This is a genomic window from Parasphingorhabdus sp., assembly GCF_059726685.1.
Window position 1 is genome coordinate 2,208,730 of sequence record NZ_AP041068.1, and the last position, 17,095, is coordinate 2,225,824.

Annotated in this window: 15 protein-coding genes and 1 tRNA gene; 5 read left to right on the forward strand and 11 right to left on the reverse strand. The window is 52.4% G+C overall.

Annotation, left to right across the window (positions count from 1 at the left end):
* Nucleotides 1–25: 25 nt before the first annotated feature.
* Nucleotides 26–2,704 carry a pyruvate, phosphate dikinase gene (gene ppdK, locus AC6I9Z_RS10890; protein ID WP_461455864.1) on the forward strand — a complete coding sequence of 893 codons (2,679 nt, stop codon included), beginning with the start codon at nucleotides 26–28 and terminating at the stop codon, nucleotides 2,702–2,704.
* On the opposite strand, the gene AC6I9Z_RS10895 is transcribed toward ppdK, so the two are convergent.
* Nucleotides 2,701–3,369, reverse strand: coding sequence for a DUF4259 domain-containing protein (locus tag AC6I9Z_RS10895; protein ID WP_461455865.1), 669 nt, complete (start codon nucleotides 3,367–3,369; stop codon nucleotides 2,701–2,703). The two genes, ppdK and AC6I9Z_RS10895, sit on opposite strands and share 4 nt — an antisense overlap.
* A gap of 110 nt (nucleotides 3,370–3,479) precedes the next feature.
* On the opposite strand from AC6I9Z_RS10895, the gene AC6I9Z_RS10900 reads away from it, so the two are divergent.
* Both AC6I9Z_RS10900 and folE read left to right on the forward strand, forming a co-directional pair.
* Nucleotides 3,480–3,556, forward strand: a tRNA-Arg gene (locus AC6I9Z_RS10900).
* A gap of 109 nt (nucleotides 3,557–3,665) precedes the next feature.
* Complete coding sequence (gene folE / locus AC6I9Z_RS10905) at nucleotides 3,666–4,286, forward strand: GTP cyclohydrolase I FolE (protein WP_461455866.1); 621 nt, start codon at nucleotides 3,666–3,668, stop codon at nucleotides 4,284–4,286.
* 8 nt (nucleotides 4,287–4,294) lie between these two features.
* Here folE and AC6I9Z_RS10910 read toward each other — a convergent pair whose 3' ends face one another.
* The 8 genes from AC6I9Z_RS10910 to AC6I9Z_RS10945 all read right to left on the reverse strand — a co-directional run bounded on the left by AC6I9Z_RS10910 (nucleotide 4,295) and on the right by AC6I9Z_RS10945 (nucleotide 11,525).
* The gene (locus AC6I9Z_RS10910) at nucleotides 4,295–4,951 is read right to left on the reverse strand and encodes a Fe2+-dependent dioxygenase (RefSeq protein ID WP_461455867.1); all 657 of its coding nucleotides are present in this window, start codon (nucleotides 4,949–4,951) and stop codon (nucleotides 4,295–4,297) included.
* Nucleotides 4,951–6,000 carry a hypothetical protein gene (locus tag AC6I9Z_RS10915; protein WP_461455868.1) on the reverse strand — a complete coding sequence of 350 codons (1,050 nt, stop codon included), beginning with the start codon at nucleotides 5,998–6,000 and terminating at the stop codon, nucleotides 4,951–4,953. The genes AC6I9Z_RS10910 and AC6I9Z_RS10915 overlap by 1 nt, the downstream gene beginning before the upstream one ends.
* Before the next feature lie 90 nt (nucleotides 6,001–6,090).
* On the reverse strand, nucleotides 6,091–6,744 hold the full coding sequence (rplI, locus tag AC6I9Z_RS10920; protein ID WP_109357098.1) for a 50S ribosomal protein L9: 654 nt from the start codon (nucleotides 6,742–6,744) through the stop codon (nucleotides 6,091–6,093).
* An 11-nt stretch (nucleotides 6,745–6,755) separates the two neighbouring features.
* Complete coding sequence (gene rpsR / locus AC6I9Z_RS10925) at nucleotides 6,756–6,980, reverse strand: 30S ribosomal protein S18 (RefSeq protein WP_108810187.1); 225 nt, start codon at nucleotides 6,978–6,980, stop codon at nucleotides 6,756–6,758.
* 21 nt (nucleotides 6,981–7,001) lie between these two features.
* Nucleotides 7,002–7,394 (reverse strand): 30S ribosomal protein S6, encoded by a 393-nt coding sequence (rpsF, locus tag AC6I9Z_RS10930; RefSeq protein WP_109357097.1) that lies wholly within the window; start codon nucleotides 7,392–7,394, stop codon nucleotides 7,002–7,004.
* A gap of 178 nt (nucleotides 7,395–7,572) precedes the next feature.
* Nucleotides 7,573–7,821, reverse strand: coding sequence for a DUF6356 family protein (locus AC6I9Z_RS10935; protein ID WP_461455869.1), 249 nt, complete (start codon nucleotides 7,819–7,821; stop codon nucleotides 7,573–7,575).
* Between the two features lie 153 nt (nucleotides 7,822–7,974).
* Entirely contained in the window at nucleotides 7,975–9,048 is a 1,074-nt protein-coding gene (locus tag AC6I9Z_RS10940; protein ID WP_461455870.1) for a YeiH family protein, read from the reverse strand.
* 296 nt (nucleotides 9,049–9,344) lie between these two features.
* Entirely contained in the window at nucleotides 9,345–11,525 is a 2,181-nt protein-coding gene (locus AC6I9Z_RS10945) for a TonB-dependent receptor (protein ID WP_497810879.1), read from the reverse strand.
* Between the two features lie 255 nt (nucleotides 11,526–11,780).
* Here AC6I9Z_RS10945 and AC6I9Z_RS10950 point away from each other — a divergent pair, with 255 nt between their 5' ends.
* Nucleotides 11,781–13,556 carry a DUF3604 domain-containing protein gene (locus AC6I9Z_RS10950; protein ID WP_461456903.1) on the forward strand — a complete coding sequence of 592 codons (1,776 nt, stop codon included), beginning with the start codon at nucleotides 11,781–11,783 and terminating at the stop codon, nucleotides 13,554–13,556.
* A 41-nt stretch (nucleotides 13,557–13,597) separates the two neighbouring features.
* On the forward strand, nucleotides 13,598–14,260 hold the full coding sequence (locus tag AC6I9Z_RS10955) for a TetR/AcrR family transcriptional regulator (protein ID WP_461455872.1): 663 nt from the start codon (nucleotides 13,598–13,600) through the stop codon (nucleotides 14,258–14,260).
* A gap of 108 nt (nucleotides 14,261–14,368) precedes the next feature.
* On the opposite strand, the gene AC6I9Z_RS10960 is transcribed toward AC6I9Z_RS10955, so the two are convergent.
* A complete protein-coding gene (locus tag AC6I9Z_RS10960) occupies nucleotides 14,369–15,634 on the reverse strand; it encodes an acyl-CoA dehydrogenase family protein (protein WP_461455873.1) in 1,266 nt (421 codons plus the stop codon).
* 1 nt (nucleotide 15,635) lies between these two features.
* Nucleotides 15,636–17,045: a phosphotransferase family protein gene (locus tag AC6I9Z_RS10965; RefSeq protein ID WP_461455874.1), complete on the reverse strand. Its 1,410-nt coding sequence runs from the start codon at nucleotides 17,043–17,045 to the stop codon at nucleotides 15,636–15,638.
* Between the last annotated feature and the right edge of the window lie 50 nt (nucleotides 17,046–17,095).

Consider the following 17,095-nt stretch of genomic DNA (forward strand, 5'->3'; position numbering starts at 1 on the left):
ATAAATTTCGGAGATAGAACATAATATGACTCAATATGTATATCGTTTCGGTGGTGGCATGGACGCCGATGGCGCGCCAACAGATGCTACCGCAGCACGTAATTTATTGGGCGGCAAAGGCGCCAATCTCGCGGAAATGGCGAACATTGGCCTGCCAGTGCCTCCAGGCTTCACCATCTCCACCGAAATGTGCACGCGCTTCATGAACGAAGGCGGCGTCTATCCCGACAGCCTGACCGGCGAAGTGACGCAAGGCGTCGCGCATATTGAAAAGATTACCGGCAAGACATTTGGTGATGCCGCCGATCCTCTGCTGGTTTCCGTTCGTTCCGGCGCGCGGGCGTCGATGCCCGGCATGATGGACACGGTGCTGAATCTCGGCCTCAACGACGAAACCGTTGAAGGGCTTGCGAAAACCTCTGGCGACGAGCGTTTCGCCTGGGACAGCTATCGTCGCTTTATCCAGATGTACTCCGATGTGGTACTGCAACTGGATCATGACAGCTTTGAGGAAGCGCTGGAAATAGCAAAGGAAGATAATGGCTTCTTTACGGATACTGAGATGGAGTCTCAGCATTGGAAGGCGCTGGTTGCCGAATATAAGGGCCTCGTCGAGGAACAATGGGGCAAGCCTTTTCCGCAGGATGTAAACGATCAGCTCTGGGGGGCGGTCAGCGCTGTTTTTGGCAGCTGGCAGGCAGAGCGGGCCAAGGTCTATCGCCGGCTCAACGATATTCCCGCCGAATGGGGCACCGCTGTCAACGTACAGGCGATGGTTTTCGGCAATATGGGTGAGACATCGGCTACTGGTGTGGCCTTTACCCGCAACCCCTCCACCGGTGACAGCGCCTATTATGGCGAATGGTTGATCAACGCGCAGGGCGAGGACGTCGTCGCGGGAATCCGTACGCCGCAATATCTCTCCAAAGCCGCGCGTGAAGAAGCCAACGCCAAGCCGCTTTCCATGGAAGAGGCTATGGCGGAAACTTATGGCGAGTTGACCAACGTTTTCGACCTGCTCGAACGCCATTATCGCGATATGCAGGATATCGAGTTTACCGTGGAGCGCGGAAAACTGTGGATGCTGCAGACCCGTGCGGGCAAACGGACGGCCAAGGCAGCGCTGAAAATCGCCGTGGATATGGCAAATGACGGCCTGATTACCGAAGAAGAAGCGGTGGCGCGGGTCGATCCCATGGCTTTAGACCAATTGCTCCATCCAACGCTTGATCCCGACGCGAAGCGCGACGTGCTGACCACCGGTCTGCCGGCCTCTCCCGGCGCGGCTTGCGGGATCATCGTGTTCGATTCCGATACGGCCGAGCACCGCACAGAAATGGGCGATGACGTGATCCTGGTGCGGGTCGAGACCTCTCCGGAAGATATTCATGGCATGCACGCCGCCAAAGGCATTTTGACCGCCCGTGGTGGCATGACGTCACATGCGGCTGTCGTAGCACGCGGCATGGGTCGTCCCTGTGTGTCTGGCGCTGGTAGCCTAAGCATCAATAACGAGACAAAGCTGCTAAAAATCGGGGATCGTGAGCTGAAAGAAGGCGATGTTCTGACGATCGATGGCAGCAATGGTCAGGTGATGGCTGGACGCGTGAAGACGATTCAACCGGAACTGGTTGGCGATTTCGGCGTGCTGATGGAATGGGCGGATAAAGTCCGCCGTCTGGGCGTGCGCACCAATGCCGAAACGCCGCAGGATTGTAAGGTTGCTCGCGATTTCGGCGCCGAAGGTATCGGTCTTTGCCGGACCGAGCATATGTTCTTCGAAACCTCACGGATTACCGCAGTTCGCCAGATGATCCTCGCCGCCAATGAAGCGGGCAGGCGGGAAGCGCTGGCCAAGCTGCTCCCCGAGCAACGCGAGGATTTCCGCCAGATATTTGAAGTCATGGTCGGTTTGCCTGTGACGATCCGCTTACTCGATCCGCCCTTACACGAATTTTTGCCGCACCATCAGTCGGAATTTGAAGAAGTGGCAGCCGCTGCGGATGTCGGCGTGGAAACGCTGAAACAGCGCGCGAATGAACTGCACGAATTTAACCCGATGCTTGGCCATCGGGGTTGCCGGCTTGGTGTGACCTATCCGGAAATATACGAGATGCAGGCGCGAGCGATATTCGAAGCGGCCTGTGAAATCGCGGAAACCAGCGGTGAAGCCCCAATTCCAGAGGTTATGATCCCGCTTGTGGCCACCGCCCGAGAGCTGGAATTGATGAAAGACGCTGTCGACCGCATGGCAGAAGAGGTCTTCGCCGAAAAAGGCCGCCGCATCGAATATCTGGTGGGTACCATGATCGAGCTGCCCCGGGCCGCCTTGATGGCCGGGAAAATTGCCGAGCATGGCGAGTTTTTTAGCTTTGGAACCAATGACTTAACGCAGACTACTTTGGGCGTGTCGCGTGACGATGCCGGACGCTTTCTGACCCAATATGTCGACAAGGGTATTTTCCCACGCGATCCATTTGTCAGCCTCGACGTCGAAGGTGTCGGGCAATTGATCGAACTGGCCGCAGAGCGGGGCAGGGCAACGCGCGGCGATATCAAACTCGGCATTTGCGGCGAACATGGCGGTGATCCCGCATCAATCGCGTTCTGTGAGGAAAGCGGCCTGGATTATGTCAGTGCATCACCTTATCGGGTACCGATTGCGAGGCTCGCTGCGGCTCAGGCAGCACTCAAAAAGCTCTAGTCAGCTGGGCCTTTGAGGATCTGATCCACCAGCGCGTCATCGACATTGAATCTCCAGTTCTGGATCAGGCGGCGAGGGTGGAGTTTACTGTTCAGGCAGGACAGATGACAATAGACACCATGTGAGATAGCGAGGTTGTCCTTGCTGCTCATGTCGCGAAAAGAGAGGCTGGTGAGGTTCTCGGGTTCAATATCCTTGTCGCAGAAGACGCAGGGACTCAAGCCGCCGGAGATTTCCTCGATTTCCTCGGATGAAGGTGGATTGACGTTTACATCGGCATTAAGCCGAGTGATCAAGCCGGTAATCGCCACATTCCATCCAGCGCTGTCCTCAAGATTCTCGGACCACAGATCAAGCAGCTCGGACTCTCCCAAAACTTCGGAAACGGCCATTTTCGCCTGCGCGACAAGCGCAGCATCGGGTTTTGCGAAATTATCGACCTTTTTTAGCGCGTCCTCAGGTGCGTCTGGAGCGATTTGGCCCATCAACATCGCAACAATCTCAGCCGCAGCGATGATTTCAGATGCCAGATCGACGTCAATGTCTGCTTCTTCAAGATCAGCCAGTGCATCAAATTTGGCGGCGACATCCTCCAGGCTTGAAATCCCGGATACCCAGTCGAGTGCGCTGTCATTTTCAAAGCTGCCCGGACCCCAAGCGCCCATATTCCCTGCTCCTCAAATCAATGGGCAGATAAATAACAGCGTTTCGCAAAAAACAGGTTAAAATGGCTTGCCAGCAGAAGAATCTCCCCCTATCTGACTGCCTTCAATGCGCGCCCGTAGCTCAGCTGGATAGAGTACTTGACTACGAATCAAGGGGTCGGGAGTTCGAATCTTCCCGGGCGCGCCATTTTCTCCCATATTGTGCAAGATACGGCCATAGGTGCACTTGCGCTGTCGCCCGGCGAAGCGTAACTTGTTGGCATTGTGTATTTCTCCTACGCGTAAAGGATTGCCTTTTGGCCGACTATTCTGACACTATCGAAGATGCCCTTGCTGCCCGTGAAGCGGCTAAACTTCCTGTTCCTGACGAGGTGCAGGAAGCGGTCAAGACGCTTTTGCGCTGGTCTGGTGAAGATCCGGAGCGGGAAGGCCTGCTGGACACACCAAAACGGGTGGCGCGCGCCTGGAAGGAATATTGCGAAGGCTATCAGGAAAACCCTGCCATACATCTGGCGCGGACGTTTGAAGAAGTCGGCGGATATGATGAACTGGTGCTGTTGAAGGACATTCCTTTCCACTCGCATTGCGAACATCATATGGCGCCGATCATTGGCAAGGCGAGCATCGCCTATATGCCAACCGACCGGGTCGTCGGTATCTCCAAACTGGCGCGCGTGCTGCATGGTTTTTCTCGTCGTTTACAGGTGCAGGAGCGCCTGACGGCCGAGGTTGCTCAGTGTATCTGGGACAATCTGAAACCACATGGTGTGGCGGTTGTTATAGAGGCAAGTCATAGCTGCATGACAGCGCGCGGTGTGCGGACACCTGGCGTTGGCATGACGACCAGCCGTTTATTGGGTTGTTTCCTTGATGATGCACGCAGTCGCAAGGAAGTGATGAGCCTGATGGGCTATTAGGCAGGCGCCTATTCCATCCACATGCGCATGAGATTATATTGCAGTGCCTGCATGCGGGTATAGTTTTCATCCCTCATGTTGAGGCCTTCCAGGGCAGCAACTTCGTTCAGCTCATACATGAGATTGCGTTTCATAACGTCCCGGATTCGGCTTTGGATGAAAGTGATCGCGACCATTCTTTCGCCTTCGGAAATCGGCTCGACTTCATGAAGGGTATGGGATGGATAGACAATTGCCGTCCCGGGGAGACCCTTGAAGCGCATTCCGGCTTCGCCCTGTGTCACATGTAACGCACCGCCCTTGGAATCATTCGGTCCGTTCAAAAAGATAGTGCAACTGATATCGGACCGAATGGGACCATCTGGCAGAGGAATGATGGCACTGTCCGCGTGCAACCCATAGTGCATGCCTGGTTGGTAGCGAGTGATGAGCGGCGGAGCGATCTTTTCTGGAAATGCGAAGTCCGTAAATTCCGGGTTTGTCATCAATGCGTCATGCAGGATTTTGGATGTCTTGTTATAAGCCTCAAGATCATGAAGCTGCAGGTTGTTCTTCACTTTGGAATGGGGATTGCTGATTTTCCCGTCCACAAACTGCGCGCTATTGGCGATGGCTTTAATTTCGTTAACTTGACCTTGGTCCAGTATCTTGAGTTGTTTGAACATTATTTTCTCGTTTCAATCCAGTTTATGGCCTCGGCCACCAGAGGGAATCTGCCAGCTGTTTCCTCTACCCACGCTATCGCTCCAAGAATAGCCTGTGCGTGATCCCGGTTTGCCTCGGCAAGCAACTCCTGCCGCAAGTTCGGACTATAATCATGTTCCGGTGCTTTGGAATAGGAAGACATGATGGGGCCTGATACCAACTCGCTCGCCTTTTGCTCCGACAGGTCAAGGCCGAAATGGGATGCTGCTGATACCAACTGTCCGGCAGGATCATCAAGGAACGATTCAAAATCCATCCACAATATGTTGGCAGCTTGACTTGCCTTCTCAGCCACGAACAAGGTCACGAGTTCGCACATCCAACTCATGGCCACACGCTGGGCCAGCGATAATTTCCATAAATGTGCCGGTGCATCGCCCAGATGCCGGGACAATCGCTTCAATCGTGCGCCGGCCATCATTTGTGTTTCCTGCACAGAGGCTTCGCCCGCTAATATTGTCGGGATATAGCGGTCCAGTGGAGCATAGAGAAATAGCGCGTCGGTAGGCGTCGCCAAAAGCTGTGGCGCCAATTCGCTGACAAAGCTGCTTGCCTTGATCATCACTCGTTGATCAGGATCGAATGAACGCGATAACCAATGTACAGTCTCTGAAAAGCGCTGCTCATACATTTCGGGCGACCAGGGGCTTTCTGGTTCGTCCTTAATTTGTGATATTTCGCAGAGCGTCCGCAGCAACTGCGGTTCTCTTAACGCCAGTATCTCGTCAATCTCGCCAAGCAGTCGTGATAACAGGGTAGACCCGACATGCCCGATATGGAAAATATATTGTGGTTTGGCGGTTTGCGGCAGGTCGATCGCAGATAATTCTGACCAGGGTACCAGCTGTCGCTGCAATTGCGGGGTTATAATGCGCTGGTCGAGGAAACTGGCCTTGCGGTAATCGCCTTCGGTCAAATGCGACAGCAGCACCTGATCGGATGGCAGGTCAACCAGATGAGGCAGAAGCCGGGCATCCTGAGAAAACTGATTTTGCCAGCTATTGGTCAATATGCCCTCAATCCTAAGAAAAAGCCCGGAGGCGGATTGTTACTCTGTAACGCACCAGCTCCGGGCTTTTCAATCACTTGCTGAGAAAAACTATGCTTTGTCTTCAGCACTTTCTTCTGTTTCTTCAGCAGCTTCCTCGGAAGTTGCTTCCTCTGAAGCTTCCGCGGCGTCTGTTGCTTCGGTTTCTTCACCGTCGTCTTCGCTTTCAGGTGCCAAAGCCGCAGCAGCCAGTTCAGCCTGCTCTTCTTCAAACATCTGGGCGATCACGTCGATGCCATCTTTCTGCAGTTCAGCTTCGTCGTCAGAGCGAGCCACATTGACTTCAACAGTGACAGAAACTTCAGGGTGCAGACGGATGCGCACGTCGAATACACCAAGCGTCTTGATTGGTTTTTCGAGGATGACCATGCTTTTTTCAACATGGGCGCCATCAGCATTGAGTGTTTCAACAATATCGCGAACTGAAACCGAACCGTAAAGCTGGCCGCTGGCGGAAGAGGCGCGGATCAATACGATCTGTTTGCCATCCACATTGCCGGATGCTTTTTCAGCATCTTTGCGCTTCGCTTCATTGTCCGCTTCAATCTGCGCACGATTGGCTTCGAAAACCTTCTTGTTCGCTTCATTGGCGCGCAAGGCTTTCTTGTTAGGCAGCAAATAGTTGCGCGCATAACCGTTTTTCACGGTTACGACATCGCCAATGCCGCCCAGTTTTTCGACTCGTTCGAGCAAAATAATATCCATGTCTCTTGCTCCTATTTCACGAGATAAGGCAGCAGGCCGAGATGGCGTGCGCGTTTAATTGCCTTGGACAATTCGCGCTGCTTCTTGGCAGAAACTGCGGTGATACGACTAGGTACGATCTTGCCGCGCTCGGAAATATATCCCTGCAGCATTTTCACATCTTTATAGTCGATGGGTTGTGCGTTCTTACCGGAAAAGGGGCAGCTTTTGCGGCGACGGAAAAATGGGCGTCCCATATTGATTACTCCTTTTCTAGCTTAACTATCGTCGCGGTCACGGCGAGGGCGGTCACCACCACGATCTCCGCCACCACGGCGTGAGTCACGGTCTGGCTTGCGCATCATCACGGACGGGCCTTCTTCATGCTCGTCGACGCGGATGGTCAGAAAGCGGATCACGTCTTCGTTGATACGGGTTTGACGTTCCAGCTCGGCAATGACGTTGGTTGGCGCGTCGAGACGCAGCATAACATAATGGGCTTTGCGGTTTTTCTGAACCTTGTAAGCCAGCGTACGCAGGCCCCAGGTTTCAGTCAAAACAACTTTGCCATCATTGGCTTCAACAATTTTCGTAGCTTCCTGAGCGAGACTATCGACTTGAGATTGGCTCAAGTCCTGCCGCGCGAGGAAGACATGCTCATAATGCGGCATGCTTCATTTCCTTCATGTTACCGATCGCTGACGCCGCACCATGCTGACACGCCCCTCCGGCTTTCTTCTATTTCCCGTGATTCTTTTACAGGAATCGCCGGGAAGCGCGGCCTATGGCGAAGTTTTGTCCATAATGCAAGGGCTGGCTGACTTTCATGTGATCGAAATTTCCTGACCGTCAGATACACCACTCAAGTTCATGCTCGGTAGCGCTGCGATTTTCCGCTTTTACCCGGTTGGTGACCATCCGGTCATAGAGCTTTTTAACGAGGTTACTGCCGGTTTTTTCAAACAGGAACGGGAAAATTCCGTGTAAAAGGCAGGCAAAGCCAGCCGCCATCATCGGGATGCCAAAGCTGGATGCCATCATGAAATGTTCGGCATAGGTTTCCCCTACTGATGCTGGATGTTCGGTAAAAAACTTCATATCTGCTCCTGATTTGATCTCAGGTATCTTAATAATCGATCAGAGAACAAAATCTTTGCCAAATCTCAGCGACGATGAATTCAATTTAGAAAATATTTTTGCCTAAGACTGGCAAGATAGAAAATATTTTCAAATTATCATTGATTGTAGGCTTCAAAGCAATTGAATGGCGAGCATCGAGAGCAGAAACGCCATCGCCGTTGTCATGATGACCGGTGCGAAGCAATGCCAGCCATGGGACATTAATCCAGCCAGATTGGACTTTATCGCGGCTGCCACCACGGCGAACAGCAACAATGTACTGGCCAACTGATTGCCTGCACCAACCAAAGACGAGGGCAGGACTACCAAGCTGTTTAGCCCCACCAGCAGGATGAACCCGACGATGAACCAGGGCATGCCCTGTCGAAGACCAATTTTCCGCGATGTCGGGTCGGTATCTTTCACCGCCATTTTCTGAAGCACCATTGAGACAATGATCAAAACCGGCGCAAGCAGCGTCACTCGGGAGAGTTTCACCACAGTCGCAACCTCTCCGGCTTCGGGAGAATAGGAAAAGCCGCCGCCGATGGCTTGAGCTACATCATGGATAGACGCACCGATCAAAAAGCCTGCCTGCTTGTCGTTCAGGTTTAGGAAACCTGCTATGGCCGGATAGAAGGTCATAGCAAAAGCACTGGCTATGGTTGTCCCCAGCAGAACGATAGTGAAGCGCGATTGATCTATTCTTTTGGTGCCAATGATGCTCCATAGCGCCAGCGCGGCGGAAGCGCCGCATATCGCCGTCGCTCCGCCGGCAAGCAGGCCAAAAAGCGGATCGAGCTTGAACAGTCTGGCCGCGATGATGCCAGTAAATATCACAATCGTCATAATGGCTATCAGGGCAATAAAAGGGATGATGCCCAGGCTGCCTATTTCGGCAAAACTAATCCGCATTCCGATCAGAACGATGCCGATGCGCAGAAGTGTTTGGGATGAGAAATCCAGCCCCGTAGACAGGCGCTTGTCTGCATTCACGAAACTGAGCGCAAGTCCCAAAAGCAGTCCCATTAATATGGCGGGCGGTCCATAATGTTCGCTCAGCCAGAGCGCCGCCAGCGAAACCACACCGACCAGCATAAGGCCAGGTAAGTGCGACAAAAGTGTCTTTTTTTGAGTGGGTTCGGCAAGTTGCAACTCACCATATAAGTCAGCCACCAAAGGAAGTTGACGATCATGTTGTGACAATCTGGTCTCCGGTCCAATGGTGATGATATGCGTGTCGCCGGCACATTAGGCGAGCGGAAGGGGAATGCAATCCACTTAATGTCCAGACAAAGCAATCCCGCTCTTTTCAAGGCTCAGACATTTCATACCTCTTCAGCATTGCTATCTGCTTGCTTATAAAACGGCTGCGCTCGGCGCGCTCTCAGTCGAGATTCCTACTCGACCAGATACAGCGCCAGCGAACAAAAAGGAGCCCTGCCGAAACAGGGCTCCAAGTATTGTGCCTTTGGGAGGCGAATTAACAACAGGAACGTTTCTTAGAATTCAAACCCGACAGTCACGCCATATTGCCGCGGTGCAATTCCGGTTCCGAAAGTGAACAGACCGGCCACTGGTAGCGCAGAGCTCAGTCCGCGGCTGTCCGTCAGATTACGTCCGAAGGCCCGGACATATATTTCAGTGTCATCGCCCAGGATATGAGTATAAGTGATCGATGCTGAAAGATCGTCCTGCGCTTGATGCAGCCCGCGCGGGTCGTTCTGTCCGAAATTGCCCGGAGCGGCGACAATGGTGGTCTGGTAGGAACTGGTCGTACTATATTTCGCGTTGAGATTAATCGTACCGTCACTGCCAAGAGGGACTTCATAGTTGCCCGCGATTGAAAATGAGACATCCGGCGTTCTGCGCAAGTCACGGGAAGACGCATCTTCGCCGGCATCCTGAATACCGTCCAGGTTTACATCGATGAAGAAATCATCGTAGCTAGCATCAAGAAGACCAAGAGAACTGGTGATGGTAAAACCTTCAAAAAGCTCTGCTCGCATATCAATCTCGGCCCCGAAAATAGTTGCATTAGCGGCATTTAGCGTGACGGTTTCCTGAGGGTTAGGCGAGCCTGGTGGCGTTGCTTGCACCACATCCTCCTGCTTGTCGTTATAACTGCTGTAAAAGCCCGCTATATTCAAAGTGACACGACCGTCTGCGAACTGGGTTTTCGCTCCAAGTTCAAAGGAGTCAACGGTCTCGGGATCAAAGGACACAGCCACTGACGACGGGCTGTTGGCGCGGCCGTTAAATCCACCTGATCGATAGCCTCGCGCATATGAACCGTAAACGAGGATATCGTCGCTGAACCGATAGTCCACACTGACACGGGGTGTAAACTGGCTCCAGTCATCTTCGTTGGACAACGCGAGTAGCGGACCAGGTCCGGCAAAAATCGAACGCGTATATTCTTTTTCGTCCTTCGAATAGCGCGCGCCGAGACTGACGCGGAGTTGGTCGGTCAACTCAATATCAAAATCTGCGAATACAGCATACGACTTCGTCTCATGATCGGTTTCAGCCGGCAGCGTAAACCCGGTTGGCAGCGTCGTGCCCTGTTGCAGTTGATATTCATTGTTGAAATAGAACAATCCGACAACGCCGCTGAAGCCCTGTGCAAACTCGCCTGCCAAACGCAATTCCTGGCTGAACTGTCGATATTGCTGCGCCCGGTTAGTGGTGAAGAACGAGATGGATGCACCATCAAAATCCTGAATCACCAGCTCGTCAGACTCTTTCAGCGCAGTTATCGAAGATAGGGTGAGGTCGCCTATGTCATAATTTATCCGTGCGGAATAGGAGTCCTCTGTAAACTGGACATCGCCGAGCACGTTGCCGAAAACCGTGTACAGGTCTTCGCGCGTATTGCGATTACACTGCTCAGCCAGCGCGGGAACAGGAACTCCACATATGGCTTCACCGGTTTGAGATAGCGAAGCAACCGCGGGGTCACCGCCGATTTTTGTGACCTCGGCGGTTAGCAGTATTTCAAGAGCATCGCTTGGTTCTATCAATATCGTACCGCCGGCACCGCGTACACTGTTCGAGCCGGTCCGTTGCCCCAGCGTCACGTTGTTGTAAAAGCCATCGAAAGTACGGTCAGAGAAAAACAACTTTGCGCCGAATACATCCCCATCCCCGAAATTGAAGACAGCGTTATAGTCCTCGCGGCCATAATTGCCGAAACTGGCCTCGGCCCGCAAACCGAACTCTTTTGTTGGTCGTGTCCGTTCAACATTAATCACGCCGCCGATTGTGTTACGGCCGAAGAGCGTCCCCTGCGGGCCCCGCAAAACTTCAATTTGTGCAAAATCAAAAGCGTTGGTGAGCTGAGCGGTATTGGTTCCGATAAAAACGCCGTCAATCACGACGCCCACAGTGGGCTCAAAACTCTTCTCGACATCTTCAAAACTCACCCCGCGAAGTGAAATAGCGCCAGCACCGGGTCCAGCGCCCACAGGATCAATCACCAGACTGGGCGACAATGTTTCAAGATCTTCGATATTCAACGCGCCTTGCGCACCCAGCTGTTCGGGACTGACCACCGTCACTGCCAGCGGCACGTCCTGCACAGACTCGGAATCACCGCGCAAACGACCGGTCACAACGATGATGTTATCTTCTTCAGCGCTTTCACTTTGCTGGGCAAAGGCCGGTGTGCTGATGCCCGCCATCAAACTCAATATTGTCCCAGCCGCTAAGCTTCGCTTTAAAACCTGACTATTGTTGCTCACGACAACTCTCCTCCCTTTGAACAGCCTATTTATTTTGGCCATTTCCATTAATTAATTGATCATTCATATAAAAAATGAGTGGATCATTCTCCACAATCAAAACTGACAGTAGTGGATCGGCAGGGGAGCATCTTGAAAAACAGAAATAGAATATTGCCATTGGGCCAACGCGCCACACGATATTTATACGCCGCGATGTTCAGTATACCGTTGTTCGCTTGCCAAAATGCGTCTCCAGTTAACGATAGTCCTGAAGCGGAGAGTGAACTTCTCCCGGCCTCGGAATATCCCGACCAAGTTTTTTGGGGAGATCTGCATGTTCATTCCAATCTGTCTTTCGATAGCAACAGCTTTGGAAACCAGAATCTTGGCCCGGAAGCAGCATATCGTTTTGCGCGGGGTGAAGAGGTCGAGACATCGACCGGCCAAAAGGCAAAGCTAACACGGCCTCTCGATTTTTTGATGGTTGCGGACCACGCCGAATATCTCGGGTTCCTGAGTGCGTTACAGCAAGAAGACAGAACCGTTCTGGGATCGGATCTGGGCAAGCGCTGGAAAGGATATCTCGACGGCGATGAGGGGATGGGGCCGATCATGACCGAATATGTTGCCATGGTGACCGGTGCAGCGCCTCAGGAAGTTCCCGACAGGAAATTCAATCAATCAATATGGAGCAATGTTGTCGATATTGCGGAGCGCTACAATCAACCGGGGAAGTTCACTGCTTTTGCCGGGTATGAATGGACGTCAATGCCAGGAGGTCGCAACTTGCATCGCGTAGTTGTGTTCAAAGATGGTCCTGACAAAACCAAAACCATAATTCCATTTTCTGCCTTGGACAGCGATGACCCGGAGGATCTATGGAAGTTTCTGGAGCAATATGAAACAAAGACCGGTGGATCCGTTCTGGCGATAGCGCATAATGGGAACTTGTCAGGCGGAATCATGTTCGATGATCAAAGACTTGATGGCACGCCCCTTACCCAAGAATATGCAAAAACCCGCTCGCGTTGGGAACCAGTCTATGAAGTAACGCAGGTTAAGGGTGACGGCGAGGCACATCCGCTTTTGTCTCCTGACGATGAGTATGCAGATTTCGAAACCTGGGATGAAGGTGATATATCGCAAACACCCAAGCCTCAGGACCCCGCTCTAAAAAAACAGATGTTGAAAGGCGAATATGCTCGTAGCGGTTTAAAGAAAGGTCTTAAATATGCCGCAGATTTAGGGGTAAATCCGTATGAGTTTGGACTGATGGGATCAACAGATAGCCACACTGGCCTGGCCACTGCTGATGATAACAATTTTTGGGGCAAATTCAAGGATTCTGAGCAATCTGAGTCGCGGATCACCAGTAAGATGGGAGGCGCGCTCTGGTCGAATTCCAAACTCACTGCATCAGGTTACACTGGCGTTTGGGCGCAGACAAATACCCGTGAAGAGTTGTTCGCTGCTATTCAACGCCGGGAGGTATATGCGACAACTGGTCCGCGCATTAAGTTGCGTATTTTTGCCGGTTGGGAATTTTCCAAAAATGACCTGGAAATCGGCGATTTCGTTAAAAAGGGTTACGACAAAGGTGTACCAATGGGAGGCGTACTGTCACCCGTCTCCGGTAACGAAACGCCTCGCTTCATTGTCAGTGCGATGAAAGATCCTGATGGTGCAAGCCTTGAGCGCGTACAAATCATCAAGGCATGGCGGGACAGTGAAGGTCGACTTAACGAAAATATCTACGATATCGCTACGACCGAAAACGTATCTGGTGAGGCCGAGGTGTTGGCTTATTGGCGTGATCCTGATTTCCGAAAAGAACATCACGCATTTTATTATGTGCGTGTTATTGAAGTTCCGACAAAGCGCTGGACCACTTATGATGCTGAGAAATATGATGTTGCGTTACCATCAAATATCCCAAAAATGACCCAAGAACGGGCATATAGCTCCCCTATATGGTATCGTCCGCTATAGAAGGTCGGAAAAACCCGCCAACCCAAAAGGATCGATCGACTTTGAACATTGAGATTCAAACCAAGAAGAAACCCGGCCGCCCACAAGGTAGCTTCGCGCAAAATACCAAGAAACGATTGTTGCAAGCTGCAACGAAGCAATTTGGCGAGCGGGATTTTGCAGAAGTCAGCATGACAATGATTGCTGAAGAAGCTGGTTTAACAGGAGCCGCGATCTACAATTATTACGATTCCAAAGACGCGTTGTTCCTCGATGCCGTGTCACTTTACATCGAACAGAATACGGAAATTCTAACGGAAGCATCGCTTGTTTATGGTAGCTGGAAGGACCGCCTGAATAATGTACTTGAGGCAATTAAGACTATCTACAAGCGTGGGATCCGGAATCAGCTTCTAACCAGTACTACGCAGCTGAAAATCGCCAGGGAGCCGGAGAAATTTGCTCCAATTCTGCAACTCAGGCAAAATTATAGCAGCATTTTCCAATCGATTATTGCGGATGCCTTACAATGCGGGGATCTACCTGATGAAACTGACGTTACCATCATGGGGGACCTGCTAATGGCGTTGACAACAAACGGCATAGGAGCGGTATTGGTTCATCGAACATCATCGCAGGAAATTGATGCCGTCATAGATAGTTTTCGCATGTTGATTGGTATAAAATATCCAGACTCCAACACGGGCACGGATAAACCGCTTTAGAGTAACCGATCTATCGAACAGCAACATCGGTTGCCCAAAAATCTTCTTTAGTCAGTAGATTAGTTGAATTTCAATGCCTGCTTTTGCTCGTAAAGCTTCGACCCAACCTCACCTAATGAATTTGAACATATGCCCGCCGATTTTTCGCATCTGGATTTCTTCCGAACCCTCGGTAATCCGGTAGCGGCGGTGGTGGCGGTAGATATGTTCGAAGGGTTTGTGACGGGAATAGCCCATGCCGCCATGGACCTGCATCGCGCGGTCGGCGGCGTCGCAGCACAGGCGGTTGGCGCGGTAGTTACACATGGACACCTGCGCGGAGAGATATTTGGCGACATCGACCTTGGCCATGCCGTCCATCTGGGCGGCGGTCTTGTATATCAACTGCCGCAGCATGGCGGCTTCGGTGTGGAGCTCGACGAGAGGAAACTGGATCGCCTGATTGACCGAAAGCGGTTTGCCGAATGGTTTGCGCTCTCCGGCATATTTAACCGCTTGATCGATACAATATTGCGCCGCACCCAGTGATGAGGCCGCCTGACGGATACGGTTTTCATGGACAAAATGCTGCGCGGCAGCGAGGCCCATATCGAGGTCACCCAATATCTGGTCCGCCGGTATCCATACGTTGGTAAAGCTGCATTTGGGATGATCGGTGGGCATGTTGAATGTCCACATATATTCACCAACCTCGAAGCCCTCCGCGTCGGTGGGGACAAGGAAACAGCCAATGCCCTGTGCATCGCCATCCTTGCCGCGGTGGCGGGCAAAGGTCATCACATGGGTGGCGACATGCAGGCCGGTGGTCCACATCTTGTTGCCGTTGATCAGCCAGCCGTCGACGCCATCACGCTGTTCCGGCACGGCCGTCGTGTCCATCCATGTCGCATCGGAGCCGTGATCCTCCTCGGTCAGGCCAAAGCACCATTTCATCTCGCCCTTCAGCATCGCGGGAACACATTCCTGCTTCTGCTTTTCGGTGCCAAAGTCGCGCACCATCAGTGGCTGGACGAGATTGCCAACGATGGAATTTTCATTCTGCAGATCATTATGCAGACCCAAACCTTTATGCGCCAGATGTTCACGAATCCGCGCCATACCCAGATTGGAACCGTCCTGTCCGCCAAATTCCTTGGGCAAGGCATAACGAAAATGCCCCGCGGCATCGGCGGTGCGGCGCATTTCATCGAGAAGGTCTTCCCATTCCTTGCTCGGCAGACCGTGATTGTCCCAGTCGGTCCGGCTGTCCTCCCGGCGATGGTCAAAAAAGCGGATATTGTCATCGCGCTGTTCAATCGGCTTGATTTCAGCTTCGATAAAATCATCGAGAACGGTGAGATAATCTTCGATGTCCTGGGGAATTTCAAAACTCATATCATGGCTTCCATTTGTTTAGGGCGACGGCAAGGCCGGCATATTTGGGTTGGTCGATGGACAGGCGTTCCAGTGCAGACCGCCTGAGGTGATCCCAAAGGCCGGGATGATCTGCGGTGATACTTCCTTCTGAAAGTGCGGCACAAAGCTGTCCATGGTCAAATCCAATAGCTTCAAGCCGTGCGTCGGCTTCTGCCTTGAAAGCTGATCCAAGGCTCGCCTGCCGCTGCGCAATGCCAAGGGCGTTACCGGCCACTCTGGATTGAAACCGGTCATGGCCTTTCAAGTCGGGTTGAACCGTTTCCATGTTCCATTCGCCCAGAGCCGTGAGCAGTTCACCATAGCTGGTTTCCCCCTTGGTATCCTGCGCTTCGGGGATTTTCCAATCGAGCGAAGTACAGATGTTTTCAGGCAGGACCTCTTCGAACAGCAAGGCCAGATCAATCTCGACTTCTGAAACACGGCGGCCAATCACAGTGCGCTCTAATGAGCGATCCCCGTGACTGCGCCAGATTTCTCCCATCACCAGACAGGCAACGCCCCACCAGACAGTGGAATAGATCAACCAGAAACGGAACCGGTCCGGGTCGACATTTTCGCCGCTGTGCTGGGCATAAGCGGCAAGAAAGGAGTCTGCACTGTCAAAACCGCCTGCGACTTTCTTATAATGACCGAAGCGCCAACTGGGCGTGCAGAGATAGGCCAAATCCTGAACCGGATCACCCAATCGCGCCAATTCCCAGTCCAGAACGGCGGAAAGTCCGGACGGCGCAATCATCAGATTGCCCATACGAAAGTCGCCATGTACCAGCTTTTTGGTCCGGCTATCCGTACTATCTGGAGCGTTTTGTTTCAGCCAGTAAAAAGCATATTCATAGATCGGGATTGCTCCGCCAATCTCGTCATATTTGTCTTTCTGCAAAGCGATGAGTTCCAGCGGTGAATAATATTCCAGACGGTCGGCCAGTATTCCGGGATCCATATTGTGGATATTCCAGAGCTCTGCCGCGCACTGGTCGGTCAATTTGCTTTCGGCCTCTGCAAATTCCGGATTGCCGAGAATCTTGTGGGGCAGGGTCTCACCATCTGCCTTGTCCATCACAAAGCCTTCGCCAAGATCATCTTCCGGCGACAGGCGTGCCCGAACGGTTGGCGCAGTGACGCCCGATTGCACCGCAAGATCAATTACATCGGCCTGGGTTGCCAGCGATATACCCCGCAAGCCTTCGTCGTCCGGTGAAATGCCGGCAGGCAAACGGCGCAGGACAAATTCCTCCCCTGCATAAGCAAAGGCCCAGCTTTCCATACTGGCGCCACCTGAAAGTCGTTTGAGCGCGGAAACTGAACCGTTGGAACCCAATGCCGTAGCACAAAAAACAGCCAGTTTTTCTTCGGAAAGCTTATTTTCCATATTGAAAGCTTAATTGGTCAATTAAAAATTGGCAATCGCTATAATGGTAG